Origin of the sequence: Deinococcus arcticus (assembly GCF_003028415.1) — a bacterium.
Lineage (GTDB): Bacteria > Deinococcota > Deinococci > Deinococcales > Deinococcaceae > Deinococcus > Deinococcus arcticus.
On the sequence record NZ_PYSV01000013.1, the window covers coordinates 94,988 to 117,505 of the forward strand.

The 22,518-nt window shown below is 66.2% G+C and carries 25 protein-coding genes and 1 tRNA gene; 19 read left to right on the plus strand and 7 right to left on the minus strand.

What is annotated here, in order from left to right; translation table 11 throughout:
• Window positions 1-15: 15 nt before the first annotated feature.
• From C8263_RS13530 to C8263_RS13560, 7 genes are all read left to right on the plus strand, one after another.
• On the plus strand, window positions 16-618 hold the full coding sequence (locus C8263_RS13530) for a shikimate kinase (RefSeq protein WP_107138709.1): 603 nt from the start codon (window positions 16-18) through the stop codon (window positions 616-618).
• A complete protein-coding gene (gene aroB / locus C8263_RS13535; protein WP_107138658.1) occupies window positions 605-1,672 on the plus strand; it encodes a 3-dehydroquinate synthase in 1,068 nt (355 codons plus the stop codon). The genes C8263_RS13530 and aroB overlap by 14 nt, the downstream gene beginning before the upstream one ends.
• A gap of 201 nt (window positions 1,673-1,873) precedes the next feature.
• Window positions 1,874-2,299, plus strand: coding sequence for a type II 3-dehydroquinate dehydratase (gene aroQ, locus C8263_RS13540; RefSeq protein ID WP_107138659.1), 426 nt, complete (start codon window positions 1,874-1,876; stop codon window positions 2,297-2,299).
• Complete coding sequence (locus C8263_RS13545) at window positions 2,296-2,538, plus strand: CPCC family cysteine-rich protein (RefSeq protein WP_107138660.1); 243 nt, start codon at window positions 2,296-2,298, stop codon at window positions 2,536-2,538. The genes aroQ and C8263_RS13545 overlap by 4 nt, the downstream gene beginning before the upstream one ends.
• Window positions 2,539-2,700: 162 nt before the next feature.
• Window positions 2,701-3,126: a 50S ribosomal protein L13 gene (gene rplM / locus C8263_RS13550; RefSeq protein WP_107138661.1), complete on the plus strand. Its 426-nt coding sequence runs from the start codon at window positions 2,701-2,703 to the stop codon at window positions 3,124-3,126.
• A complete protein-coding gene (rpsI, locus tag C8263_RS13555; RefSeq protein ID WP_107138662.1) occupies window positions 3,126-3,527 on the plus strand; it encodes a 30S ribosomal protein S9 in 402 nt (133 codons plus the stop codon). The genes rplM and rpsI overlap by 1 nt, the downstream gene beginning before the upstream one ends.
• A gap of 96 nt (window positions 3,528-3,623) precedes the next feature.
• The gene (locus C8263_RS13560) at window positions 3,624-4,217 is read left to right on the plus strand and encodes an antibiotic biosynthesis monooxygenase (protein WP_233218816.1); all 594 of its coding nucleotides are present in this window, start codon (window positions 3,624-3,626) and stop codon (window positions 4,215-4,217) included.
• Between the two features lie 72 nt (window positions 4,218-4,289).
• Here the strand turns inward: C8263_RS13560 and C8263_RS13565 are convergent, their stop codons facing one another.
• Together C8263_RS13565 and C8263_RS13570 are read right to left on the minus strand one after the other, a co-directional pair.
• A complete protein-coding gene (locus C8263_RS13565; RefSeq protein ID WP_107138663.1) occupies window positions 4,290-4,757 on the minus strand; it encodes an NfeD family protein in 468 nt (155 codons plus the stop codon).
• A 5-nt stretch (window positions 4,758-4,762) separates the two neighbouring features.
• Entirely contained in the window at window positions 4,763-5,683 is a 921-nt protein-coding gene (locus tag C8263_RS13570; protein WP_107138664.1) for an SPFH domain-containing protein, read from the minus strand.
• Between the two features lie 113 nt (window positions 5,684-5,796).
• On the opposite strand from C8263_RS13570, the gene C8263_RS13575 reads away from it, so the two are divergent.
• Entirely contained in the window at window positions 5,797-7,266 is a 1,470-nt protein-coding gene (locus C8263_RS13575; RefSeq protein WP_107138665.1) for an ATP-binding cassette domain-containing protein, read from the plus strand.
• Complete coding sequence (locus C8263_RS13580) at window positions 7,263-7,808, plus strand: PsbP-related protein (protein WP_107138666.1); 546 nt, start codon at window positions 7,263-7,265, stop codon at window positions 7,806-7,808. Before C8263_RS13575 ends, C8263_RS13580 begins: the two co-directional genes overlap by 4 nt.
• Before the next feature lie 107 nt (window positions 7,809-7,915).
• On the opposite strand, the gene C8263_RS13585 is transcribed toward C8263_RS13580, so the two are convergent.
• Genes C8263_RS13585 through rplS form a run of 3 tightly spaced genes read right to left on the minus strand, consistent with a single transcriptional unit; the run spans window position 7,916 to window position 10,101 of the window.
• Window positions 7,916-8,746 carry an HAD-IIB family hydrolase gene (locus C8263_RS13585; protein WP_269845140.1) on the minus strand — a complete coding sequence of 277 codons (831 nt, stop codon included), beginning with the start codon at window positions 8,744-8,746 and terminating at the stop codon, window positions 7,916-7,918.
• Between the two features lie 10 nt (window positions 8,747-8,756).
• Window positions 8,757-9,584 carry an HAD family hydrolase gene (locus tag C8263_RS13590; protein ID WP_107138667.1) on the minus strand — a complete coding sequence of 276 codons (828 nt, stop codon included), beginning with the start codon at window positions 9,582-9,584 and terminating at the stop codon, window positions 8,757-8,759.
• Window positions 9,585-9,630: 46 nt separating this feature from the next.
• On the minus strand, window positions 9,631-10,101 hold the full coding sequence (gene rplS, locus C8263_RS13595) for a 50S ribosomal protein L19 (protein ID WP_107138668.1): 471 nt from the start codon (window positions 10,099-10,101) through the stop codon (window positions 9,631-9,633).
• Between the two features lie 222 nt (window positions 10,102-10,323).
• Here rplS and C8263_RS13600 point away from each other — a divergent pair, with 222 nt between their 5' ends.
• The gene (locus tag C8263_RS13600; RefSeq protein WP_107138669.1) at window positions 10,324-11,103 is read left to right on the plus strand and encodes a hypothetical protein; all 780 of its coding nucleotides are present in this window, start codon (window positions 10,324-10,326) and stop codon (window positions 11,101-11,103) included.
• 569 nt (window positions 11,104-11,672) lie between these two features.
• Here C8263_RS13600 and C8263_RS13605 read toward each other — a convergent pair.
• Window positions 11,673-12,203, minus strand: coding sequence for a GNAT family N-acetyltransferase (locus tag C8263_RS13605; protein ID WP_107138712.1), 531 nt, complete (start codon window positions 12,201-12,203; stop codon window positions 11,673-11,675).
• A gap of 188 nt (window positions 12,204-12,391) precedes the next feature.
• On the opposite strand from C8263_RS13605, the gene lipB reads away from it, so the two are divergent.
• The 3 genes from lipB (at window position 12,392) to C8263_RS13620 (ending at window position 15,092) form a co-directional block, all read left to right on the plus strand.
• On the plus strand, window positions 12,392-13,111 hold the full coding sequence (gene lipB / locus C8263_RS13610; protein ID WP_107138670.1) for a lipoyl(octanoyl) transferase LipB: 720 nt from the start codon (window positions 12,392-12,394) through the stop codon (window positions 13,109-13,111).
• 8 nt (window positions 13,112-13,119) lie between these two features.
• Window positions 13,120-14,109, plus strand: coding sequence for a lipoyl synthase (gene lipA / locus C8263_RS13615; protein ID WP_107138713.1), 990 nt, complete (start codon window positions 13,120-13,122; stop codon window positions 14,107-14,109).
• Between the two features lie 113 nt (window positions 14,110-14,222).
• The gene (locus C8263_RS13620; RefSeq protein ID WP_107138671.1) at window positions 14,223-15,092 is read left to right on the plus strand and encodes a CBS domain-containing protein; all 870 of its coding nucleotides are present in this window, start codon (window positions 14,223-14,225) and stop codon (window positions 15,090-15,092) included.
• A gap of 49 nt (window positions 15,093-15,141) precedes the next feature.
• Here the strand turns inward: C8263_RS13620 and C8263_RS19320 are convergent.
• Window positions 15,142-15,223: transfer RNA gene (locus tag C8263_RS19320), tRNA-Ile, on the minus strand.
• A gap of 188 nt (window positions 15,224-15,411) precedes the next feature.
• Here C8263_RS19320 and C8263_RS13625 point away from each other — a divergent pair.
• The 6 genes from C8263_RS13625 to C8263_RS13650 all read left to right on the plus strand — a co-directional run bounded on the left by C8263_RS13625 (window position 15,412) and on the right by C8263_RS13650 (window position 22,518).
• A complete protein-coding gene (locus C8263_RS13625) occupies window positions 15,412-15,669 on the plus strand; it encodes a hypothetical protein (RefSeq protein WP_107138672.1) in 258 nt (85 codons plus the stop codon).
• A gap of 243 nt (window positions 15,670-15,912) precedes the next feature.
• A complete protein-coding gene (locus tag C8263_RS13630) occupies window positions 15,913-16,833 on the plus strand; it encodes a PrsW family glutamic-type intramembrane protease (protein WP_107138673.1) in 921 nt (306 codons plus the stop codon).
• On the plus strand, window positions 16,830-17,219 hold the full coding sequence (locus tag C8263_RS13635) for a hypothetical protein (RefSeq protein ID WP_107138674.1): 390 nt from the start codon (window positions 16,830-16,832) through the stop codon (window positions 17,217-17,219). The genes C8263_RS13630 and C8263_RS13635 overlap by 4 nt, the downstream gene beginning before the upstream one ends.
• Window positions 17,220-17,235: 16 nt before the next feature.
• Window positions 17,236-17,952 (plus strand): SHOCT domain-containing protein, encoded by a 717-nt coding sequence (locus tag C8263_RS13640; protein WP_146160689.1) that lies wholly within the window; start codon window positions 17,236-17,238, stop codon window positions 17,950-17,952.
• A 95-nt stretch (window positions 17,953-18,047) separates the two neighbouring features.
• Window positions 18,048-20,501 (plus strand): type I restriction-modification system subunit M, encoded by a 2,454-nt coding sequence (locus tag C8263_RS13645; protein WP_107138676.1) that lies wholly within the window; start codon window positions 18,048-18,050, stop codon window positions 20,499-20,501.
• Window positions 20,488-22,518, plus strand: a complete 2,031-nt coding sequence (locus C8263_RS13650; RefSeq protein WP_107138677.1) for a restriction endonuclease subunit S — start codon at window positions 20,488-20,490, stop codon at window positions 22,516-22,518. Before C8263_RS13645 ends, C8263_RS13650 begins: the two co-directional genes overlap by 14 nt.

The window sequence follows — 22,518 nt, forward strand, 5'->3', positions numbered from 1 at the left end:
CGTACACTGTCCCCCATGTTCAGTTCCGGCCTGATTGAGCGCCCGGTGTCGTGGGTGGCGCTGGCGGGCTTCATGGGCACGGGCAAAAGCCGCATCGGCTGGGAGCTGTCGCGCGCCCTGGCGCTGCATTTTGTGGACACTGACAAGCTGATCACCCGTGTGGTGGGCAAAAGCATCCCCGAGGTCTTTGCCCAGGAAGGCGAGGGCTACTTCCGCGCCTGCGAGCACGAGGTGGTGCGGCGCGTGACCCGGCTGGAACACGCGGTGATCAGTCTGGGGGGCGGCACCTTCATCAACGAGGACAACCGCTGCGAGCTGCTGGAGCGGGGGCCCGTGGTGGTGCTGTGGGCCAGCCCGGAAACGGTTTACCAGCGCACCAAGCACAGCGACCGCCCGCTGCTGCGCGCCGAGGACCCCCTGTCCAAGATTCGCACGCTGATGCACGAACGCGAACCTGTGTACCGCCAGGGCACCATTCATGTGCACAGCGACGGCCGCCCCAGCGAGGAAATTGTCGAGGAGATCATTGAGCGCCTGTGGGCCTGGGCCGATGTGCAGCAGGCGTGGGCCGACGCGGGCCCCGAGCGGCCCGAGCTGGGGGACCGTGCGGCAGATTGAGGTGGGCGGCGCCTCGCCCTACGCGGTGCAGGTGGGCCCGGGGCTGCTGGGGCAGTTGCAGCTCCCGCAGCGCCACGTGGCCCTGATTCACCCGGTGGACCTGCCCTCCACATTCGTGGCGGCGGTGCAGGCAGCCGTGCAGCCGGTGGTCACCATCCCCGTCCCCGCCCGCGACGACTGCAAAACCCTGGCGGTGCTGGGCGAGGTTCTGTCCCAACTGGCCAGAGCCAACATTCCCCGCGACGGGGCCGTGCTTGGCCTAGGCGGCGGCGCGGCCACCGATCTGGCGGGCTTTGCGGCGGCCAGCTACCTGCGCGGCGTGGCCTTTTACACCGCCCCCACCACCCTGCTGGGCATGGTGGACGCGGCGGTGGGCGGCAAGACCGGCGTGAACCTGCCCGAAGGCAAGAATCTGGTGGGCGCCTTCTGGCCCCCCCAGGCCGTGTGGTGCGACACCGAGACGCTGACCACCCTGCCGCCCGCCGTGTTCCGCGAGGGCGCCGCCGAGGCGTACAAACACGGCCTGATGGCCGACCCCAGCCTGCTGCCGCGCGTTCTGGCCCCAGACTTTCGCCCTGGTGGCCCCGGTCTGGAAGCCACCCTGGCTGACGCCATTGCCGTGAAGGCGGGCGTGGTCACCCGCGACCTGACCGAGCAGGGCGAGCGGGCTTTTCTGAATTTTGGGCACACGCTGGCGCACGCGCTGGAAGCCGTGACCCACCACGCCCTGCCCCACGGTCAGGCGGTGGGCTACGGCATGCACTACGCCGCCCGTCTCTCCCGCGCCCTGGGCGGCGCCGATCTGACGGCGCACACCCTGGCCTTTCTGCACTGGCAGCGGCCTCAGGCCCTGCCGCCCCTGCGCTACGACGAGGTGGCCCCGTTCATGGCGCGGGACAAGAAGGCCGATGCCGTGGGCGTGCGCTTTGTGCTGCTGCGCGACCTCGCCCAGCCATATCTGGCGCGGGTGCCGGACGCGGTGCTGCGGGCAGAGTTTGAAGGATGGGCAAAAGAGGTGCGCGGGGTGCGGGAAGCGGAGCGCGGGGAAGGCTGAGTCGCGCTCGGTTGATCCCCGGATCAACCGAGCGGGCTGGAACAGCGGTGCCGCAGAGCGAGTGGCGAACACAGGGGCTCGCACCGGAAATGGACACGGTTCTGCCCTGTTCTGAACCGGTGGAGTGGGAGGGGCGAGGGCCTGAACCCCTCCCTGTTCTTTTCCCGCGCCCCGCCCGCTGCACACTGCTACCCTCCTCTCATGCTGCTCGTGCTGAACGGTCCCAACCTGAACCGCCTTGGCCTGCGTGAACCGGGGGTGTACGGCTCGCAGACACTCGAAGACCTGGAGCGGCAGTGTGAAACCTGGGGCGCGGAACTGGGCCAATCGGTCACCTGCCGCCAGAGCAACTATGAAGGGCAACTGGTGGAATGGGTGCAGGACGCCGAGGAGCACGGCTTTACCGGCATCGTGATCAACCCGGGGGCCCTGACGCACTATTCCTACGCCCTGCGCGACGCGATTGCCGGGCAGCGCGTGCCGGTGGTGGAAGTGCACATCAGCAACGTGGACGCCCGCGAGGAATTCCGGCACCAGAGCGTGACGGCCGCCGTGTGCCGGGGCAAGATCAGCGGCCTGGGTTTTTTAGGGTACCGGCTGGGGATGGAGGCACTGGTGGAGGGATGAGCAAGAGGCTCGCCTGCTTCTGCTGCGGCTTCCTGACGCTCGCAGCACGAGGGGAATATGAGGTCTGCCCAGTGTGTTTCTGGGAAGACGAAACCGGCTGTGTCCTCAAACCCGATGAACTGAGCGAAGCCAACGGTCTTTCGCTGTCACAGGCGCGGCTTTACTTCAGCCGATATGGCGCCTGTGAGCCGGGCCTTGAGGCCCATGTCCGTCCGCCCCTTCCCCACGAAATCCCGTAAGCCGCTTGCCCCGCCTCCCTCATTTCTGATACCTTTGCCTTTAGTGTCTTGTGCTTGGTAGGGCGCGGGACGACCGGGGGGCACCCGGACATGCACGCCACCTTCTCCCCCGATGGGGCGGGGCATGTCGCAGCCAAATCCCATCTTTTATGGAGTTTCACGGTGAAAACCTACATCCCCAAAAATGACGAGCAGAACTGGGTCGTCGTGGACGCAGCCAATGTGCCCCTGGGCCGTCTGGCCACGCTGATCGCCAGCCGCATCCGTGGCAAGCACCGCCCCGACTTCACCCCCAATATGATTCAGGGTGACTTCGTGGTGGTCGTGAACGCCCAGCAGGTCGCCCTGACCGGCAACAAGCTGGACGGCAAGGTCTACACCCGCTACACCGGCTACCAGGGTGGCCTGAAGACCGAAACCGCCCGTCAGGCGCTGGCCAAGCACCCCGAGCGCGTGATCGAGCACGCCGTGTTCGGCATGCTGCCCAAGGGCCGTCAGGGCCGCGCCATGCACAGCCGCCTGAAGGTCTACGCTGGCCAGACGCACCCCCACGCGGCTCAGAAGCCCCAGACCCTCGAGGTTAAATAATGGCGATTCAGCAACCCGAACAGTTTTACGGCACCGGCCGCCGCAAGAGCGCCGTGGCCCGCGTGTTCCTCCGCCCTGGCGAAGGCAAGATCATCGTGAACGGCAAGGAGTTCCAGTCCTACTTCCGTGGACTGCTGCGCGCCGTGCACGCCCTGCAGGCGTTCCGTGAAACCGGCACTGCTGGCCGCTACGACGCCGTGATCACCGTGGCTGGCGGCGGCCCCACCGGTCAGGCCGACGCGATCAAGCTGGGTATTGCCCGCGCGCTGCTGAAGGTCAACCCCGACTTCCGCGCCCAGCTGAAGCCCAAGGGCCTGCTGACCCGCGACCCCCGCGAAGTCGAGCGCAAGAAGTACGGCCTGAAAAAGGCCCGCCGCGCGCCCCAGTTCAGCAAGCGCTGATTCGACGTTCCCGCCCCCTGCCCCCTTCCCCGTGCGGAAGGGGGTTTTTCCTGTCACGGAAACCGGACGCGGCTGTCCGTATTCAAGGAGGTGTTCGTGACCCCATCCACCCCCCCCATGACCGTGCCGTCCCCCAGTTCCACGGCCCCCGAGGGCGTGACGCTGGTCATTACCGAGCGCGTGCGCTCCTCGCAGGTAGAGCCCTACGAAGCCTGGGCGCGCGGCGTCCACGCCCTGCTGGGCCAGCAGCCCGGCTTCCTGGGCCTGCATGTGCTGCGGGACCCCTCCGGCCCGGTGCCCGAGTACATCACCCTGCTGCGCTTCGCCAGCCAGGAGGCGCTGGACGCATGGCGCACGAATCCGGCGTATCAGGCGGCCCTGCGCGAATTGCCGGGCTTCACGGCCTCCGATGTGGATTACCGCGAGGCGCGCGGCCTGGAGGCGTGGTTTGACCTGCCGGGCAGCCTGCCCGCCCCGCCGCTGTGGAAGAACATCGTGGTGGGGTTTGTGGGGGTGTACCCCCTGATTCTGCTGTTCAGCTACCTGTGCGGCTTCTTTACAGAAGGCTGGCCCTGGTGGGCGGCCATTATTCCGTCGGCGTTTCTGGCCACCGTGTTCCTGAACTGGCCGGTCTTGCCGCTGCTCTCCCGCCTGTTGCGGCGCTGGCTGTATCCGGCTCAGCGGAGCTGAACTGTGCCATGGGCTGTGGGCCATGAGCTTTGGGGGTTTGCCCCATGGCTCATGGCCCACAGCCCTCTCCCTTCACGTCCAGGTGCCGCTGACCTCGCGCACGTGCAGGGTCGCGCCGTCGGCGGCCACGATCAGCACGCGGGCGCCCTGGGGGGTGTCGGGGCCCGTGACACGCCACTCCCCGTCGCCCACGCGCACGCGGCCCACGCCATTCTCGATGGCGCGGGTCACCACCACGGTTTGCCCCACCAGGCGGTGAGAGCCCTGATTCAGGCGCTCGGCTTCGGGGGAATCGGGGAGCAGCCGGGCCAGATAGCGGCGGCCCAGTACCACCGCCGCCACGCTGAACGCGGCAAACAGCAGCAGTTGCACCGCCACCGGCAGCGGCAGCACAAACACCAGCAGCCCCAGTGCAAAGGCCGCCAACGCCAGCCACACGAAGAAGATGCCGGGCGCGGCGACTTCCAGAATCAGCAGCAGGGCGCCCAGCACCCACCAGTGCCAGGGCTGCACCCGTCCCAGGGTGGGCCACCAGTCCATGGCCGCTACCCCTTGCGCCCGCCGAAGGCCTCGCGGGCCACCTCGGCAATGCCCTGCAGGCTGCCCAGCACGCTGGTGGCCTCGACCGGCAGAATCAGGGTCTTCTGGTTGGGGGCAGTGGCAATGTCGCGCAGGGCCTCCACGTACTTCTGGGCCACAAAGTAGTTGATGGCCTGGGCGTTGCCGTTGGCAATCGCCTCGCTGACCATGCGGGTGGCTTCAGCCTCGGCCTGAGCGGCGCGCTCGCGGGCCTCGGCTTCCAGAAAGGCGGCCTGGCGGCGGCCCTCGGCCGACAGAATCTCGGCCTGCTTCTCGCCTTCGGCCTTCAGAATGGCGGCCTGCCGGAAGCCCTCGGCGTCCAGAATGTTGGCGCGTTTCTCGCGTTCGGCCTTCATCTGGCGGGCCATGCTGGCGACCAGATCGGCAGGCGGTTTGATGTCCTTGACCTCAATGCGCGTGGCCTTGACGCCCCACGGCTCGGTGGCCTCGTCCACCACCGTCAGCAGCCGGGCATTGATCTGGTCGCGGTTTGAGAGCAGTTCGTCCAGGTCCATGCTGCCCATCACGGTGCGGATGTTGGTCATGGTGAGGTTGAGGATGGCCTGCTGCAGGTTGCTGACCTCGTAGCTGGCCTTGGCCGCGTCCAGCACCTGATAGAACACCACGCCGTCCACCGTGACCAGCGCGTTGTCCTTGGTGATGACTTCCTGACTGGGCACGTCCAGCACCTGCTCCATCATGTTGACCTTGCGGCCCACGCGGTCAATGTAGGGCATGATCAGGTTCAGGCCTGGCTTGAGGCTGCGCTGAAACTTGCCGAAACGCTCCAGGGTCCACTGCGAGCCCTGCGGCACACTCTTGACCCCGGCAAACAGCGTGACGATCACCAGCAGCACCAGCACCGCCACAAAAATCGTAAATCCCATAGTCCCCCTTAGGTCTCCTGTGTCTGGGGCTGTGTACGAGGCCGGCCGGCCCTGGGTTCCCGGTTCAGACGGAGTGCCCTGCCCCTGGCGCCCTGACCGCTAGACTCGCGCGCATGGACCGGCCACTGGTGACCCTGCAGGATGTGACGGCGCTTCAGGGCGGCCAGCCGGCGCTGCGCGGCGTGACCCTGCAGGTGGCGCGCGGTGAGGCCCTGCGGCTGTGGGGCCCCAACGGCGGCGGCAAAACCACGCTGCTGCGCCTGCTGGCCGGGCAGGTGGCGCCCGTTGGCGGCCAGCGGACGTATGCCCTGGGTGGCCAGCCGCAGCGCTCGGCGGTGTCGGCCCGGCGCACCCTGCGCGTGGTGGGGCCAGACGCCGAAGCCTTCTACCTCACCCGTGAGTGGGTGCAGAGTGTGCAGGACGTGCTGCTGGCCGCCTTCGAGGGGGAGGCCCTGAACCTGTGGACGCCCACTCCCCCGGCGCGGGCCCGGCTGGCCCAGGTGGCGGCCCTGACCGGCCTGGGACCGCTACTGGACCGGGATTTCCGCACCCTCAGCCACGGCCAGCGCCGCCGGGTGCTGCTGGCCGCCGCCCTGATGCCGGGCCCTGAGCTGCTGCTGCTGGACGAATTCACTGACGGCCTGAGCGAGGGGGCGCGAAACGAGCTGGGGCAGGTGCTGACCGATCTCTGGCGCTCCGGGGTGGCCGTGGTGCTGGCCACCCACCGCCCCGAAGAAGCGCCGCCGCTGCCCTGGCGCACTGTGCGGGTGGCCGACGGGCAGGTTACAGAGACTGCCCCCGCAGCGCCCACAGAATCTGCCGCCCCCCTTCCCCATCTTGGCCCACCCCCTGGGCCCCCCACCCCACACCCCCTGGTGCGCCTGACGAACGCCACCGTGTACCGCAACGGCCACCGCGCCCTGGGCCCCCTGAGCTGGACCTGGGCGGCCGGGCAACACTGGCTGCTGACCGGTGAGAACGGCAGCGGCAAGAGCACCCTCACGCGCCTGATCGCCGGCGAGCTGCACCCGGCGCTGGGCGGGCAGATCGAGCGCCCTTTTCTGGCCCGCGACCGCCTGGAAGACCGCCGCGCCGCCACCGGGCTGGTGGGCGCCGAGGTGGGCATTCGCCAGCGGCAGAGCTGGACCGGGCGCGAGGTACTGGGGAGCGCCTGGAGCGGCACCCAGGGCTTTGCCCCAGATCTGAACGCGGCCCAGCAGGCCGAAGTGGAGGCGCTGGCCGCCCGGCTGGGGGCTGCCGACCTGCTGGCCCGCCCGGCCGACACCCTCTCACAGGGGCAGCTGCGCCGGCTGCTGCTGGCGCGCGCCGCGCTGCACCGCCCCCGGCTGCTGCTGCTGGACGAGGGCCTGGATTTTCTGGACGCCGCGGCGCGCGCGGCCTTTCTGGCGCTCCTGCCCGAACTGGCCCGGGGCGGCACCCACCTGCTGGTGGTGGCGCACCGCGCGGGTGACGCCCTACCCGGGCTGACCCACCACCTGCACCTGCACGCGGGGCAGGTGGCCTTTGCCGGGCCGCTGGCGTCAGATTGGGCTCACCTTCAGGCTCTACCTTGGGGCCCATGAACCGCGTGCTCCTGAGTCTCGCCCTGCTGGCTGGCCCTTTCGTAACTGTTCAGGCCCAGACCGCGCCCGCTGCCCCCACCGAACCCCGCACCATTGAGACCATCACCGCCACCAGTTCCAAGGGCTACAGCATTCGCGTGCCAAGCGGCTGGACCCCTCTGAAGAACGTGCCCGGCGCCGACGTGGCGTTTATCAACAAGACCATCGGCGCCCTGCGGCCCACCGTCACGGTCGTGGTGCAGGACATCCCGGCCGAACTGAAAGCCACCCTGGCCGACGTGCGCGACATCAACGAGCGCAGGATGCCTGAGGTGGTCACCAAGCTCAAATTCCTGGGCGAGAAGAACGTGAAGGTGAGCGGCCAGCCCGCGATCCTGTGGAGCTACACCGGCGACGGCGAGGGCGGCACCGTGCGCTGGACCCAGATTTTCACCCTGAAGAACAACCGCCTGTATACCGCCACCCTGATGCTGCCCAGCGGCACCCCCGCCGACCTGGCCGAGCAGGGCCGCGCCATTCTGACCAGCATGACGCTGAAGTAGGCGTGCCAAAGGGGGTGGAGCGTGGGGAAAAGCCCCAGCCGCTCCACCCCCTTTGGCATGCCCTGCCAGAACGGCGTTCGAGAGCCCCTCCGGGCCTTCGCCACGCTTTACGTTCGACGCTCCACGCTGGCCCCATCCCTTTCCATCCGGTTCGCCCAGGCCTGCAGAAACGTGCCCAGATCCTCCTGCACCGGCACCTGGGCCCAGGCGTGGGGGGCCAGCAGGGGCAGGGTGCCCACCTGCACGCCGTAGCCAGCCACTTCCAGCATCGCTTCATCGTTGTCGCTGTCACCAAAAGCCACGGTGCGGTCGTGGGGCACGCCCAGGGTGTCGGCAATCAGCGTCAGCGCCGCGCCCTTGTGCGCGCCCTCCGGGGTCACCGTCAGAAAGTGCGGATAGGGCGTCTGCGCCCCGGTCAGCACCAGATGCGGATGAGACTGGCGCAGGCGCGCGGCCAGATCGGCCACGCCGGGGTGGTAGAAGCCCACCTTCAGGATGCCGCTGCTTGGCGCCTCGGCCAGGGGCCGGAACTGCCGGGCCACCATCCAGGCTTCGGGCTGGGTGCCGGACGGCAGGTCCACATACAGCGCGTCGGCAGTGAACAGCACCACGCGCGCCCCGTGCAGTTCGTGGGCCAGCACCGCTTCCAGGTCACTGTCCGAGAACTGCGCTTCGAGATGCAGGTCATCGCCCACCAGAATGCGCCCGCCGTTGTTGGTGGCCACCGCGTCAGGGTGCGCGCTCAGGCGCACCTGCGCGGGCGGCGTGTCGCGCCCGGTGATGATCGCCACCTTCACGCCCAGCGCCCGCAGCCGGGCCAGGGCCGCTGTGGTGTCCGGTGGCACCTCCCGCCCGGCATCGGGAATCAGGGTGCCGTCCAGATCAAAGGCCATCAGCAGCGGCAGCGTGGTCGGGGCGTCGGCGGGCAGGTCCCTCACGGGCGGCAGCCTAGCGCATCTGGGCCGGGGCGGCCGGGGGACGCGGGCTTCCGGGGTTCAGGCGCCGCGCTTCCAGCAAGCGGCACAGTTCTGCTGGCCCCGCCACCGTCTGTCCGGCGTGGGCCAGCGCGGCGCACGCGCCCACCCGCACGAACAGCCCCGCGTGGCCCAGCATCGTGGCGTCGGCGGGGCCATCGCCAGCAGCCAGCACGCGGCGCCGGGGCACCCCCAGGCGGCGGCGCAGCCCAGCCAGGGCCCGGCCCTTGTCGGCCCCCGGCGCCACCAGCACCACGCGGCCCGGCCGCTCGCGGATCACCGCCGCACCCGGCAGGGCGGCCCACGCCACCTGAAGGTCATCCAGCCGCTTCGGGTCGCCGCCCTGCACCACCTTCAGCACGCCCGGGGCAGCAGCACCCCGGCGCAGCGCCGCCATGTTTGTGGGCCGAACGGCGTGTGCAGGATCGCGCGTGACCACAACCGTCTTGCCCCCAGCGGCCAGATCTCGGGCATCCAGCAGGCCCAGCGCCGCCGCCACCGTCTGCGGCGCCAGCGCCCGCTCGCGGATCACCTGCCCACCTTGCCGCAGCTGGGCCCCGTAACAGCGCGACACCGTGTTGACCGGCCAGTCACTCAGCAGGGTGGGCACCCAGGCCCGCGCGGTCAGGATGGCGAGGTGCGCGCCCGCTGCCTCCCACGCCCGCAGCTCGGCCAGCAGCCCTGGCGGCGCCTCACCGGCCTCGTTCAGCAGCGTGCCGTCCAGATCCAGGGCCAGCAGGGCAAAGGGCAGGGTGTCCACGCCTTCACGGTAGGCGAGGCGGCGCCGCTTCGCCAGCCACAAGCAGCCGCCCCCGCTACGTGCGGGGGCGGCTGAAAAAAACCGTTGCTTACTCGGCGTCGCTGGCCGGGGCTTCTGCGGCCGGGGCCTGGGCAGCCTGGGCGGCGGCCTGCTTGCTCTGCTGGGCGCGGGCTGCGTCTTTCATCACGCGGCTGCGGTCGCTCTTGATGCGGGCCGCCTTGCCGCGCAGGTCGCGCAGGTAGTACAGCTTGGCGCGGCGCACCTTGCCGCGCTCCAGCACGCTCACTTTGGCAATCAGGGGGCTGGAGAAGGGGAATACGCGCTCCACGCCTTCACCGAAAGAAATCTTGCGGACCGTGAAGCTGCGGCGGCTGCCCGTGCCGTTGATGGCGATCACCACGCCTTCAAACGCCTGGTTACGGGTGCGGTTGCCTTCCACCACTTTGGTTTCCACGCGCACCGTATCACCGGGGCGGAACTCGGGGTGGTCACTCTTGATGTGGGGCTGCTCGACGGCGCGCAGAATGGCGCCACGGTTCACTTTGATGCTGCTCTGCATAACTTCTCTCCTTTGGGCAGCGGACCGTCCCACACTGCTGCGTGGGCAGCCAGAGACGTTCTTACTCCTGTTGCACTGGCCCCGGCGCTTGCCGCACGGCCAAACCGGAAAAGTATACGCGCCCGGCCCCAGGCGCGGCAAGGGGCAGGCACTCAGCGCGAGCAGCCAAAGGCAATCCACGTTACGTTAAACGGTCGCCATGTGCGGCAGCCTGAAGACTTGATGAATGGGTCGGAGACGGCAGAGCAGGTGGGCAAGGTTCGGGCCGCGTCGCTGGCGCAGCGCCGCCGGGTGTCCGAGATGCGCGCCCGGCAGCATGTGGGCGCCGCTGGCTGGGCCCAGAGCAGCGCGCTGGACGCCATTGTGCGCGCCGGGCGTGAGGGTCTGGCCGCCACCGACGCCCTGCGGCAGGTGATGCACCTGACCACCGAGCAGCTGCGCGCCCTGCCCCTGAGTGACGCGGCCGGGGAACAGGCGACGCAGGCGCGCGCCCTGCAGGGGCTGCTGGAAAGCAGCGAGGCCCAGTTAACGGCGGCCCAGGCCCTGGACGCCCTGGTGTGTGAGGCGCTGACCGACGTGGCCGACACCCCCCTGGAAGAGATGAACGTGCAGCGCCTGAAAGACATTCACGCGCGGGTGCGCGAGCAGGTGGCGGCCCTGGACACCCTGGTTCACGCCGCGCAGGTGCAGGCGCAGACGCTGGAACAGGTGAGCCAGCTCTCGCGCGTGAGCACCGAGTTTCACGAGAAGGTGGCGGGCCTGGGCCAGCTGAGTGCCCAGGAAGAAGCCCAGGCGCTGGGCGAGACCGGGCAGCAGGTGGTGAGCCGCCTGAGCGAACTGGACGACGCCCCCCCCGCCCAGATGGCGGCCCTGACCCGCATTGGCGAGGCAGTGGCCGACGGCCTGACCGACACAGCCGCCCCGCCCGCCGAGCAGGCCCAGGCCCTGCAGGACCTGGCCGAGCTGATGGACGAGAAGGCCCGGGAAGTGCGCCAGAGCTAAGTAGCTCGCTGTTGATCTTTAGATCAACCGAGCGGGCTGGAACAGCTGCGCAGCAGAGCGAGTATCGAAAAAAGTACGTTGCACCGGGAGTGGAGACTTTGCGGTGCTCTCCTGCAAAGTCGTAACGTGAGGTGCAACGTCCTTAAGTCATACGGACTGCCGTCCATTTCCGTACCATCCGGGAAGAAGGGGGATGTTCCCCGCCTTCGGCGCTGTTCCAGCCCAATTCCCGGAAATCCGTATTTTTTCCTTCTCTGCTCCGCAGCTCTTCGAGTCCCTCCGGTCGGAACAATTCCGGAACACACGGCGGAATTGTTCGGAACCCGTCTCACTCGCTGTTGATCTTGAGATCAACCGAGCGAAGCGAGTCTCGAAAAAAGTATGTTGCACCGGGCGTGGAGGCTGTTCGGTGTTCTCCTGAACAGTGGCACCCTGAGGGGCAACGTCCTTAAGGGCCTCGCCCCTCACTCCACTCGGTTGATCTCCAGGTCAACCGAGCGGGCTGGGACAGCTACAGCTGCGCCGCAGAGCGAGGCCCTCAGGCTGCCGGCGCCGGGAGAGCACGCCACTTATTCGGGCGTGGGCACCCAGTACCGGCGAATAGGCTGGTCGTGGTCCGGCACGGTGAATTCTCCTTCCAGCTGCCCGCCATTGGCCTCAATCACGGCGCGCGAGCCCAGATTGGCCACGTCGCAGGTGACCAGGGCGCGCTCAATGCCCAGTTCGCGGGCGCGGGCCAGCGCCAGCCGGAGGGCCAGGGTGGCGTGGCCGCGCCGCCGCGCGCCGGGGCGCACCTCATAGCCGATGTGGCCGCCGAATTCGCGCAGGCGCCCGTTCAGAGTGTGGCGGATGCTCACGCGGCCCAGATAGTCCTGGCCCTGCACCAGCCACAGCGCCTCGGAGTGCACGTAGCCTTCAGGCAGGACGTTGCCGGGTTCGTAGCGCCGCAGCGCCGCCAGGAAGGCCGGGAAATCAGCGGCCAGTTCAGCCAGGTTCCAGTTCAGGGTGTCGCCCAGGCCGCTGCCCTCGCGCTGGGCCTCTCGCACAGCCTCCAGAAAGCTGGCCTGATAACGGACATCGGGAATCACAAGTGCCGGCATGGCCCAGGGTAGGGGGCCCGGGGCCCCCTTGCCCTCGGCCATCTGGCGCACCTCCTGCAGTGTCCCCGCAGTCTGGACGGCCACAACCAGCGCAGGGCGCGCGATTCACCACCGCCCCTGGTCAATGGCGGCCAGACCGCCGCCTGTGACACGGTGAAAAAGGCGCCCCGGGGCGTACCATGGGGCCCATGAGTGACCCCGCCTTTGACGTGCTGGACCTGGGCGTGATGGGGTACCGGGATGCCTGGGCCCTTCAGAAAACCCTGCACGCGCAGGTGGTGGCGGCGGCGGCGCGGCCCACGCTGCTGCTGGTGGAGCATCCCCCGGTGCTGACCCTGGGCCGTAAGGCGAAAGAGGGCACCAATATCGTGGTCACGCGCGAGTATCTGGCGGCGCAGGGCATCGAGGTGCTGGAGACCGAACGCGGCGGCGACGTGACCTATCACGGCCCCGGGCAACTGGTGGCCTACGCGATTTTCCCCGTGGGCCGCAAGGTGGCGGATTTTCTGCGGCTGCTGGAGGGCGCCACCATCGCTGCGCTGCGCGAGCTGGGCCTGGAAGACGCCCGCCCCAATCCGGGGTACGCCGGGGTGTACGTGAGCCCCCGGGAGGTGAACGGCCTGACCTACGAACAGAAGATCGCCTCGTTTGGCGTGGCGGTGCAGCGGCAGGTGGCCCTGCACGGGCTGGCGCTGAACGTGACCACCACCCTGCCACACTTTGACCTGATCGTGCCCTGCGGCCTGCACGGCACCCAGATGACCAGCGCAGCGCGCGAATATGAGTTGCGCGGCCTGGGCACCCCCCCCACCATGCCCCAGGCCAAAACGGCCCTGCACGGCGCCTTTACGACCACCTTTGCCACCTACGATTGGACGCGGCCCACGCTGGCCGCCGCCGGGAGCTGAGAGCCACCATGACCCAGACCGACCCCAAGGAACCCAAGTTCATCAAGAACGGCATCTACCGCAAAGACAGCGTGCCGGTGCGCGACAAGAAGCCCGAGTGGCTGAAAGTGACTATCCCCACGGGGCAGGTGTTTACCGAGGTGCGCAAGATCGTCAAGGAGCACCGCCTGCACACGGTCTGCGAGGAAGCCATGTGCCCCAATATTGGCGAGTGCTGGTCGCGCGGCACGGCCACCTTCATGCTGATGGGCCACATCTGCACGCGGGCCTGCCGCTTCTGCGCCGTGGACACCGGCAACCCCATGGGCAAGCTGGATCTGGACGAGCCCCAGGGCGTGGCCGAGAGCGTCAAGCTCATGGGCCTGAAGTACGTGGTGCTGACGAGCGTGGACCGCGACGATCTGCCCGACGGCGGCGCCTACCACTTCGCCAAGACGGTGGCGGCCATCAAGCGCCTGAACCCGGAGACCCGTGTGGAGGCCCTGACCCCCGACTTCGGCGGCAACCTCCACTGCGTTGATCTGGTGCTGGACAGCGGCGTGGACACCTATGCCCAGAACCTGGAGACCGTGCGCCGCCTGACGCACCCCGTGCGTGACATCCGCGCCAGTTACGACCAGACGCTCAGGGTGCTGGCCCACGCCAAGGGGGCCCGCCCGGACGTGATCACCAAGACCAGCATCATGCTGGGGCTGGGCGAAACCCGCGAGGAACTGCGCGAGACCATGCGCGACTGCCGCGCGGCGGGCGTGGACGTGCTGACCTTCGGACAGTACCTGCGGCCCACCATGCACCACCTGCCGGTGGAGCGCTACGTGTCGCCGGCCGAATTCGACGAGATCCGCGAGGAAGCCATGCAACTGGGCTTTCTGGAAGTCGTGTCGGGGCCGCTGGTACGCTCCTCGTACAAGGCCGAGCAGATCGTGATGGACAAACCCGGCACTCTGCCCGAGCATCTGGCGCACCTTGAAGGCGGCGAGCAGCTGAGCCTGATTTAAGGGCGAAGGCAGGAGGCGCGGCGAGGCCTCTGCCTTCGCCGCGCCGCTGCTTTGCCTCTGCTGTAATGCCTCCGTAATCCACGCGGGTGACCCTGGAGCCAGGAGGTTCCACCATGACCCGACCCACCCGCGTGCAGGACGCCATGCACCCCCGCGCCGTCACCATTTCGCCGCACGACCCGCTGCCCGCCGCCGTGGTGACCATGGAAGAGCTGGGCATCAAACGGCTGCCCGTGGTGCAGGAGGGGCGGGTGGTGGGCATCGTCACCGACGGCGAGGTGCAGCGTGCCCTGCCCACCCTGACCGAGGGCCTGAACCCCTGGACCTTTACGGCGAGGGTGGGCCGTATTCGCCTGCGCGAGATTATGCGCGCGCCGGTGCATACCGTGACCCCCGACACGCCGCTGCGCGAGGCCCTGCAGACCATGCTGGACCGCCGGGTGGGCGGCCTGCCGGTGGTGAGCGAGGCCGGCGAGGCGCTGGGCATGCTCACCCTGACCGACATCCTGCGCGCCCAGGTGCAGGCGCCCCGCCTGCACTGGGGACTGGCGGACCAGCATATGACCCGCAGCGTGGTCACCACCGCCCCCGACGCCCCGGCTGCCGAGGCCGCCGCCAAACTGAAGGTGACGCGCCTGCGGGTGCTGCCCGTGGTGGACGGCGGGCAACTGGTGGGCGTGCTGCACGAAAAGGACGTGGCAGCGGCCCTTGACCGCGCCGGCGCCGCCCACGGCCCCACCGTGATGGCCGCGCAGTTCGTGCTGGGCGGCGTGAGCGTGCGCGACCTGATGCGCCCGCCCACCGGCTACCTGCTCGAAGGCGTGCCGATGCACGACGCGGTACGGCGCATGCTGGAACTGAACGTGCGCGGCCTGCCGATTATTACTGGAGAAGGCGAACTGCTGGGTGTGCTGACCATCAGCGACGTGATTCGCACCCTGCTGGGGCAGGCGCAGCCGGTCGAGGTGGAGTGCCAACAGTAAAGCGGCGGAGCCCAGCAAAAACCCCCGCACGTGGCGGGGGCTCTCTCTTTGGTGCGGATGCCCAGACTTGAACTGGGGACCTCACGCTTATCAGGACTCGTGTGCGCTCCAACCGCTGAACCCTGTCCAGCACGCACAACTTCTATTTCCTCCTGACCGCGACACCAAGCTTTATTCCGAGGGTCCTTGGACCCCAATAGTCTACCGAAACACCCCAGCTGTCTCAAGCCAGTCAGAGGACACCCCCACTGTTTCTCATCCCATTCCCGCCCCAGCCATCCACCGGATGCGCTGGGGCTCTCTCTTTGGAGGACCTCCCATGAACCAAACCCCCTTTTACGATGTCGAACTCATCCGCGCCCGCCTTGGGCTGACCGCGGTGCCTGCGGCCGTCGCCATGGAGTACCTGCAAGTGCTCACCAACCTGAACGCCCTGGAGACCCTGCTCACGCCCTGCGCCTTCGACGAGCCAGGGCAGGACGCCCTGGCAAAGCTCTGCCGTGAACACCACGAACGCCGCGCCGAGTTGGAGGCTGCCTACCCCGTCCTGAGTGCCCTGTCCCGGCCCCATCACTGAAGGGGGCGCGAACCCCGCTGGGGGTGTTTGGGGGGGCCTGCGTCAAGTGTGCCCCACACCCTCAGCCCCCTCCCCTATCGTCGCCCTACCAACAGGTGAACCGTGACTGACACAACCACATCAGCTCCACTGCCCACCTCGGAACCCCAATCTTCTCTTACGTCACCACCTGTCCGTTCCGAGCGTCCCCTTCAGAACCTCATCGACGACTTCAAGGGCCTGCCCTTCGATGTCCTTTTCCCTGTGAAACGCTGGCTTGGCGACCAGCCCTGGAAGATGCGCTGGGTGCAGGCCCTGCTGTTCTTTGCACTCTTCCCGCTGTCCCTGACCCACCTGTGGGGCATCGGCGCGGAAATTCACGAGGCCGCCTGGGCCATCGGCCTGTACTTCGCTCTGCTGTGGGGCTACGTCCTGTGGCTTCTCGTGCAGCCCGGCACCCTGAAACGCCGCAACATCGTCATCCCCACGGTCTTTACCGCCATCGTGGGCGTCCTGCTGGTCCTGGGCATCCAGCAGCTGCCGTTCGTCAGCCTGCTGTACAGTGCCACCGAGTGGTCGTTCAGTCCGGCTCGCCTGGTCGGCTTCGTCGTTGGCGTCGGCCTCCTGGAAGAGGCCGTGAAGCTCCTGCCCATCTTCTGGCTCGCCGTGAAGCTCCGCGAAATCTACACGCCCCGTGAAGCGGCCTTCTACGCAGGTCTGAGCGGCCTGGCGTTCGGCGTGGCCGAAGCCGTGGCGTACTCCATCAGCTACACCGACCTCAATACCGTTGGCATGGCCTACGGCGTCGTTGGCAGCGGCAACTACGTCATCATGGAGTTCCTGCGGCTCATCACGCTGCCCTTCCTGCACTGCGTGTTCACCGGCATCGCCGGGTACTACCTGGGCCTGAGTCTGCTTGCCCCACAGCGACGCACCGCTCTGCTCCTCCTCGGCCTGGGCGTCGCCGCCCTGATTCACGGCCTGTACGACTTCCTGGCAGGCAGCTGGCTCGGCATCGCCATGGGAGCAGTGTCCATCCTGATGTTCGTCGCCTACCTCCGCAGCGCCGAACACATCACTGAGCACATCACCGGAACCTCTGCCGTTTCGGCCGCACCTACGTCTACCCAAGCCGTAGCCGAAGTCAACACCGAAACTGCGCAGCCCATCGGAGAACACGCATGACCGGACGCCACACCGTGCCCACAGGCCAGGTGCCCACCTCGGCCACTCCCTCCCCTCAAGCTCAACCCGAACGCGAAGCAGGCGCAAGGACCACCCAGCCCAAGCAAGCTGCCTCAGGACAGGAGGACTTCCGCATCTGGCTGCCCCGCGTCCTGATGCTGACGAACATCATCCTGCTGGGTCTACTGGCTTTCCAGCTCACCCACCGCCCCAAGTACGAATACATGACGGTCGGGCCCAGCGACATCACCTTTAAAGCCGAGATGGACAACTACGGTGCGGCAGGCTGGAAAACCGAAAGCTGTCGCCGGGCTTCGGACGGCAGCGATTACAGCCCAACCATGAGCTACGAGTGCATCATGTCCCGCCCGAAGTTGGGCTGGTGAGGTCATCATGTCGTTCTTGAAGAAGCTTGAGGAAATCAGCAAGAAGGCCACCGAAGTTGCCTCTGAAATTGGTGTCGAAAGTCAGAAACGTTACGCCGAATATCAACAGAAAACCGAAGAACAGCGCAAAGTCGCCGAGGCAGAGGCTGCCAGGAAGAAGGCAGATACGGATGCATTCCTGGCTCAGCACATACCGAGCATTGTGAAATTCAAGGTCGCTGCCAACTACCACGGCGGGTACCCCGGCATGCCCGATATCATCGATGGCGGCGAACTGTATGTCGGCGAGTGGGACCTGGTATGGGTCAAGCACCAAACCGTGATTCATCTCCCTTACTGCGATACCCATGACCTTGAGCTGGAGAACTTCAAAGTCAGTATGGTGCGCAGCATCATTGCAGGCGGACATGACAACGACGTGCACCGGCTCAAGAACACGGTGGTGGTGGTCTGCCGCATCAATGATGTGAAGCAGCGTGTCAAATTCGAAATCTGGGGCGGCCTCAGCGTACATGCTGGCGCACTGAACGCCCAGAAAGTCATTGACCACATGGCCGAGTTTCGGCATCTGTTCGTCGCAGAGTCCCAGCCAACTCCCGCCACACCTCAAGTTGCGGCGGGAGGTATCTCCGTTACTGCCGAGCTGGAGCGTCTGGCCGAACTACACGCCAAGGGCGTGCTTGATGCGGAGGAATTCAAGGCATTCAAGGCAAAGCTGCTGGAAAAGCTGTAGTCCAGAATTTAACAGAAACAGAGTCCTGGACGACAAAAATCGCGTCCAGGACTCATCCACATTCAGCCCCATGCGCCTATCTTAAGAAGGATTTCATGCCCAAGCTCACCCTGAAACAACTTGAGCGGCATCTGTTCGCCGCTGCCGACATCCTGCGCGGGAAGATGGACGCCTCCGAATTCAAGGAGTACATCTTCGGGATGCTCTTCCTGAAACGGGCCTCGGACGTGTTCGAGGCCGAGTACGAGCGGATTACCGCTCAGCAGCTCGCCCTCGGCCGCACTCCGGAACAGGCGGCGCAGCGGGCGGGGCAGCGGGACCGGTACGACACGCAAAACATCTTCTACGTGCCTCCGGAGGCCCGCTGGACGTACATTCACGACGAGCTTCACAAGGACATCGGGAACGGACTGAACAAGGCGCTGGCGGCCCTGGAACGCGAGAACCACACGGCCCTCGAAGGCGTACTGAAGCACATCGACTTCAACCGCCAGGTCGGTCAGACGCGGGTGCCGGACGTGCGCCTGCGGGCACTGATTCAGCACTTCGGCGAGCAGCGCCTCCGGGATGAGGACTTCGAGTTCCCGGACCTCATTGGCGCGGCCTATGAGTACCTTGTCAAGCAGTTCGCTGACAGCGCCGGGAAGAAGGGCGGCGAGTTTTACACGCCCCGCGACGTCGTGCGGCTGATGGTGCGCCTCCTGGACCCGCAGCCGAACAAGCGGGTGTATGACCCCAGCGTCGGCTCCGGCGGGATGCTCATCCAGAGCCGCCAGTACGTCGAGGAACATGGCGGAAATCCCGATAGCGTGCAGCTGTACGGTCAGGATGCCAGTGGCAGTTCCTGGGCGATGGCGAAGATGAACCTCATCATGCACGGCATCCACGACGCCGACCTGCGCAACGAGGACACGCTGGCGCATCCCCTTCACCGGGACCCGGACGGCAGCCTGCTGCGGTTCGACTACGTCATCGCCAACCCGCCCTTCAGCCTGAACTACACCATCAAGGATATGGACGTGCCGGGGCGCTTCCAGTACGGGTTCACGCCGGAGTCCGGCAAGAAAGCCGACCTGATGTTCCTCCAGCACATGCTGGCCGTCACCCGGAAAGGCGGCAAGGTTGCCACGGTCATGCCGCATGGCGTGCTGTTCCGGGGCGGTGAAGAGAAGGCCATACGCACCGGCCTCCTGGACGACGATGTGCTGGAAGCCGTCATCGGCCTGCCCGCCAACCTGTTCTACGGGACTGGCATCCCCGCGGCCATCCTGGTTCTCCGGCACTCCGGGGACAAACCCGCCGAACGTCAGGGCAAGGTGCTGTTCATCAATGCTGACGCTGAATACCACTCCATCCGCGCCCAGAACGTCCTGCGCCCTGAGCACATCGAGAAAATCGTCAGCACCTATGAGGCCTTCCGGGACGTGCCGGGGTATGCCCGTGTCGTGACCCGCGAAGAACTGCGCGAACAGGGCGACAACCTGAACATTCGGCGGTACGCCGACAACACGCCTGCGCCTGAACCACACGATGTGCGTGCCCACCTTCAGGGCGGCGTGCCCAGGACCGAAGTCGAGGCGAAGCGGGACCTGTTCGCTTCACACGGATTCGACCCCATGCAGGTCGTGTTCCACAACAACCCGGAGGATGCGCGCTACCTGCACTTCGGGGGACATGCCGAAACCCGGCAGGCCCAGCGCTGGGTCGTCGAGAACGACGGCGGCGTGCAGGAGGTGGAGCGGGACCTGAACCGGCGCTTCCAGAACTGGTGGAGCGCCCAGCAGCACCACCTCGTCACGCTGCCGGAGACCAGGGCGTTCCAGAAGGTCCGGAGCGAGCTGCTCGGCACCTTCCAGGACCACCTTGGCCCCTCGGGCGACCGCGCTGCACTGCTCGGTCCTTTCCAGGTTGCGGGCGTCATCGCCGCCTGGTGGGACGACAACAAGAACAACCTGAAAACCCTCGCCGCGAACGGCTGGCAGGAACTTCTGAATGGCTGGATTCAGAACGCCACCAGCGAGGACAATGACGGCAGCACCACGGGCGGCATCGACCGGGACCGGTTGCTCAATGCCCTGGCCCCAAAACATATGGCAGACCTGCAAACTCTGGAGGAGCGCCGCGCTGAGCTGGAAGCCGAGCTGACGGCATTGGATGGCGAAGGGACCGAGGAAGGCGACGAAGTCGAGGGCCACGACCCGCTGGCCGCCGCCCAGAATGCGGCCGTCGCCAAGCTGGTCAAGAAGAAGCTGACCGACACGAAGAAGGTCCACAAGACAACGCTGACCGAGGCACTGAGCAGCCTTCAGGCCACCGTGGAAGCGATGACCGACGAGGGGCGGCAGCAGCTCGCGCTGACCTTCATGCAAGAGAACATAGAGAGAGCTCTGAAGCGTGCTGTCACAGCACATCGCAACCAAATCGTGGCTGTGCTGGAAGGCTGGCACGACAAGTATCACATCAGCCTGCGCGAGCTGGAGCGGGAGCGGGACGAAGCGTCGGCACAGTTGGACGAGTTTTTACGGGAGCTGGGCTATGCCTCGGCTTGACGTGCAGAAGAAAACACTGGGGCAGTTATGTCGGTTCGAGAACGGCTCAGCATTCAGGCCAGAAGACTGGGGAAGTCATGGATTGCCCATAATTCGAATTCAGAATTTGAACGGCAGCACCGACTTCAACTGCTTCGAGAGAAGCAGCGAAGGGCATGTCGTCGTCAATCCTGGTGACTTACTCTTCTCGTGGTCGGGCAGTAGAGGAACATCCTTTGGGCCCTTTCGTTGGAATGGAGCTAAGGGGCTGTTAAACCAACACATTTTCAAGCTCCACTTAACTTCAGGAGTGGACCCTTCATGGCTATTTCAATCTCTTAAACATCTCACCCCGACTATTGAACAAGATGCCCATGGAGCTTCTGGCCTAGTTCACATCAAGAAGAGTGAGTTAGAGGGATATGAGCTTCTCACTCCACCCCTCCCCGAACAGCGCCGTATAGCTGAAATCCTCGACACCCTTGACCGCACCATTGAGGGCACGCAGCGCGTCATCGAGAAGCTTCAGGCCAGCCGCCAGGGCCTGCTACACGACCTCCTGAAGCGAGGGTTAGACGAACGGGGTCAGCTCCGAGACCCAGAGCAGAACCCACAACAGTTCGAAAGCACAGAGCTGGGCATATTGCCGAGAGACTGGAACGTCACACAGCTTCAAAATGTGGCACACAAAATTACCGATGGTGACCATCACACACCGAAACGGGCCAGTTCGGGCGTTTTGCTATTAAGCGCAAGAAACGTCCTTAACGGAGAACTTGCCCTTGATGACGTTGACTATGTGCCAGAACAGGAATACCAGCGGATGATTCGGCGTTGTTTCCCTGAGCCTGGAGACATCCTTATTTCGTGTTCTGGGACCATCGGGAGGGTTGCAGCCATCCCAGCGGGGATGAGGTGCTGCTTGGTCCGCAGTGCCGCGCTTGTAAAACTGAACCAAACTCAGCTCACCACCCGCTTTGCTGAATGGGCGCTGCGTTCTTCTGGAACACAAGCCCAAATTCGCAACACGCAGCTTCAGGCTGCACAGCCGAATCTGTTTCAGGGAGCTATCCAGCAACTCATCATTCCGCTGCCCTCGGTTGACGAGCAAGCGCGCATCGCAGGACTGCTCGACGGATTTCAAAACCGAGTGGACACGGAACTCTCCAAGCTGGACAAGCTCCAGGCGCTCAAGCGTGGCCTGATGGACGACCTGCTCACCGGGCGGGTGCGGGTGCCCTTGCCTGCTGCCGAAGTCGAAGACAGCGATGCTGGTCATCCTCTTCGACCTGCTGCTCAAATTGCTGTCCCAGAGGACTTCCCCGTTATCCCGACGATGCCCGCTCTGGTCCCCCAGCCTGCCATGTACCGTGCTGCGGCTGGTGCTGATACCCAAGCCATGTCTGAATGGACACGCCAGCTGGTAGAGGCCGTCCAGGGCCAGCGGGTGGCAACGTACACTCCCGATGCGCTGGACGCGGTGCTGCCGGAGCTTATGGGTCTGACCTCTGACCGCCAGGGTCTCCTGAAGGTACCGGACGTCCTCTCGAAGGCGGGGGTCCGCTTCATGCTGCTCCCTCACACCAGCCAGAGCAAAACAAACGGTGCGGCCTTCTATCTGGACGAGCCGGGGCGCACGCAGCCTGTCGTGGGCCTGTCTCTGCGCTACCCGTACCTGGATGTGTTCTGGTTCAACCTGCTGCACGAGCTCGCGCACATTCGGCTGGGCCATGCACCGGTCCCCGAAGAATCGCTGGAGGAGTACGACACCAGCAGCCCAGACGAGCAGGCCGCGAACGGGTGGGCTCAGGACCTCCTGATTCCCCCTGATGAATGGCAGGCGTTCTTCGCCAGGCACCCTGCCAGCGACCCTCAGCTGTTCCATCTCGCTCGCAGGGTCGGGCGGCACATCTCCATCGTCGCCGGAAGGTACGGGCACGAAACGAAGAACTGGAGCCGCGTAAACCCTCCCAAGCTTCGGCCTAACGTCACCGCTGAACTCAAGGCACTCAGCAATAAGCTCACTGGCGAGCCCTGA

Bases quoted from the DNA above. Each gene is read 5' to 3' on its own strand.
- C8263_RS13530 (WP_107138709.1), top strand. From the start codon at position 16: ATGTTCAGTTCCGGCCTGATTGAGCGCCCGGTGTCGTGGGTGGCGCTG.
- aroQ (WP_107138659.1), top strand. From the start codon at position 1,874: ATGCTGCTCGTGCTGAACGGTCCCAACCTGAACCGCCTTGGCCTGCGT.
- C8263_RS13545 (WP_107138660.1), top strand. From the start codon at position 2,296: ATGAGCAAGAGGCTCGCCTGCTTCTGCTGCGGCTTCCTGACGCTCGCA.
- rpsI (WP_107138662.1), top strand. From the start codon at position 3,126: ATGGCGATTCAGCAACCCGAACAGTTTTACGGCACCGGCCGCCGCAAG.
- C8263_RS13565 (WP_107138663.1), bottom strand. From the start codon at position 4,757: ATGGACTGGTGGCCCACCCTGGGACGGGTGCAGCCCTGGCACTGGTGG.
- C8263_RS13570 (WP_107138664.1), bottom strand. From the start codon at position 5,683: ATGGGATTTACGATTTTTGTGGCGGTGCTGGTGCTGCTGGTGATCGTC.
- C8263_RS13575 (WP_107138665.1), top strand. From the start codon at position 5,797: ATGGACCGGCCACTGGTGACCCTGCAGGATGTGACGGCGCTTCAGGGC.
- C8263_RS13580 (WP_107138666.1), top strand. From the start codon at position 7,263: ATGAACCGCGTGCTCCTGAGTCTCGCCCTGCTGGCTGGCCCTTTCGTA.
- rplS (WP_107138668.1), bottom strand. From the start codon at position 10,101: ATGCAGAGCAGCATCAAAGTGAACCGTGGCGCCATTCTGCGCGCCGTC.
- C8263_RS13600 (WP_107138669.1), top strand. From the start codon at position 10,324: ATGAATGGGTCGGAGACGGCAGAGCAGGTGGGCAAGGTTCGGGCCGCG.
- C8263_RS13605 (WP_107138712.1), bottom strand. From the start codon at position 12,203: ATGCCGGCACTTGTGATTCCCGATGTCCGTTATCAGGCCAGCTTTCTG.
- lipB (WP_107138670.1), top strand. From the start codon at position 12,392: ATGAGTGACCCCGCCTTTGACGTGCTGGACCTGGGCGTGATGGGGTAC.
- lipA (WP_107138713.1), top strand. From the start codon at position 13,120: ATGACCCAGACCGACCCCAAGGAACCCAAGTTCATCAAGAACGGCATC.
- C8263_RS13620 (WP_107138671.1), top strand. From the start codon at position 14,223: ATGACCCGACCCACCCGCGTGCAGGACGCCATGCACCCCCGCGCCGTC.
- C8263_RS13625 (WP_107138672.1), top strand. From the start codon at position 15,412: ATGAACCAAACCCCCTTTTACGATGTCGAACTCATCCGCGCCCGCCTT.
- C8263_RS13635 (WP_107138674.1), top strand. From the start codon at position 16,830: ATGACCGGACGCCACACCGTGCCCACAGGCCAGGTGCCCACCTCGGCC.
- C8263_RS13645 (WP_107138676.1), top strand. From the start codon at position 18,048: ATGCCCAAGCTCACCCTGAAACAACTTGAGCGGCATCTGTTCGCCGCT.
- C8263_RS13650 (WP_107138677.1), top strand. From the start codon at position 20,488: ATGCCTCGGCTTGACGTGCAGAAGAAAACACTGGGGCAGTTATGTCGG.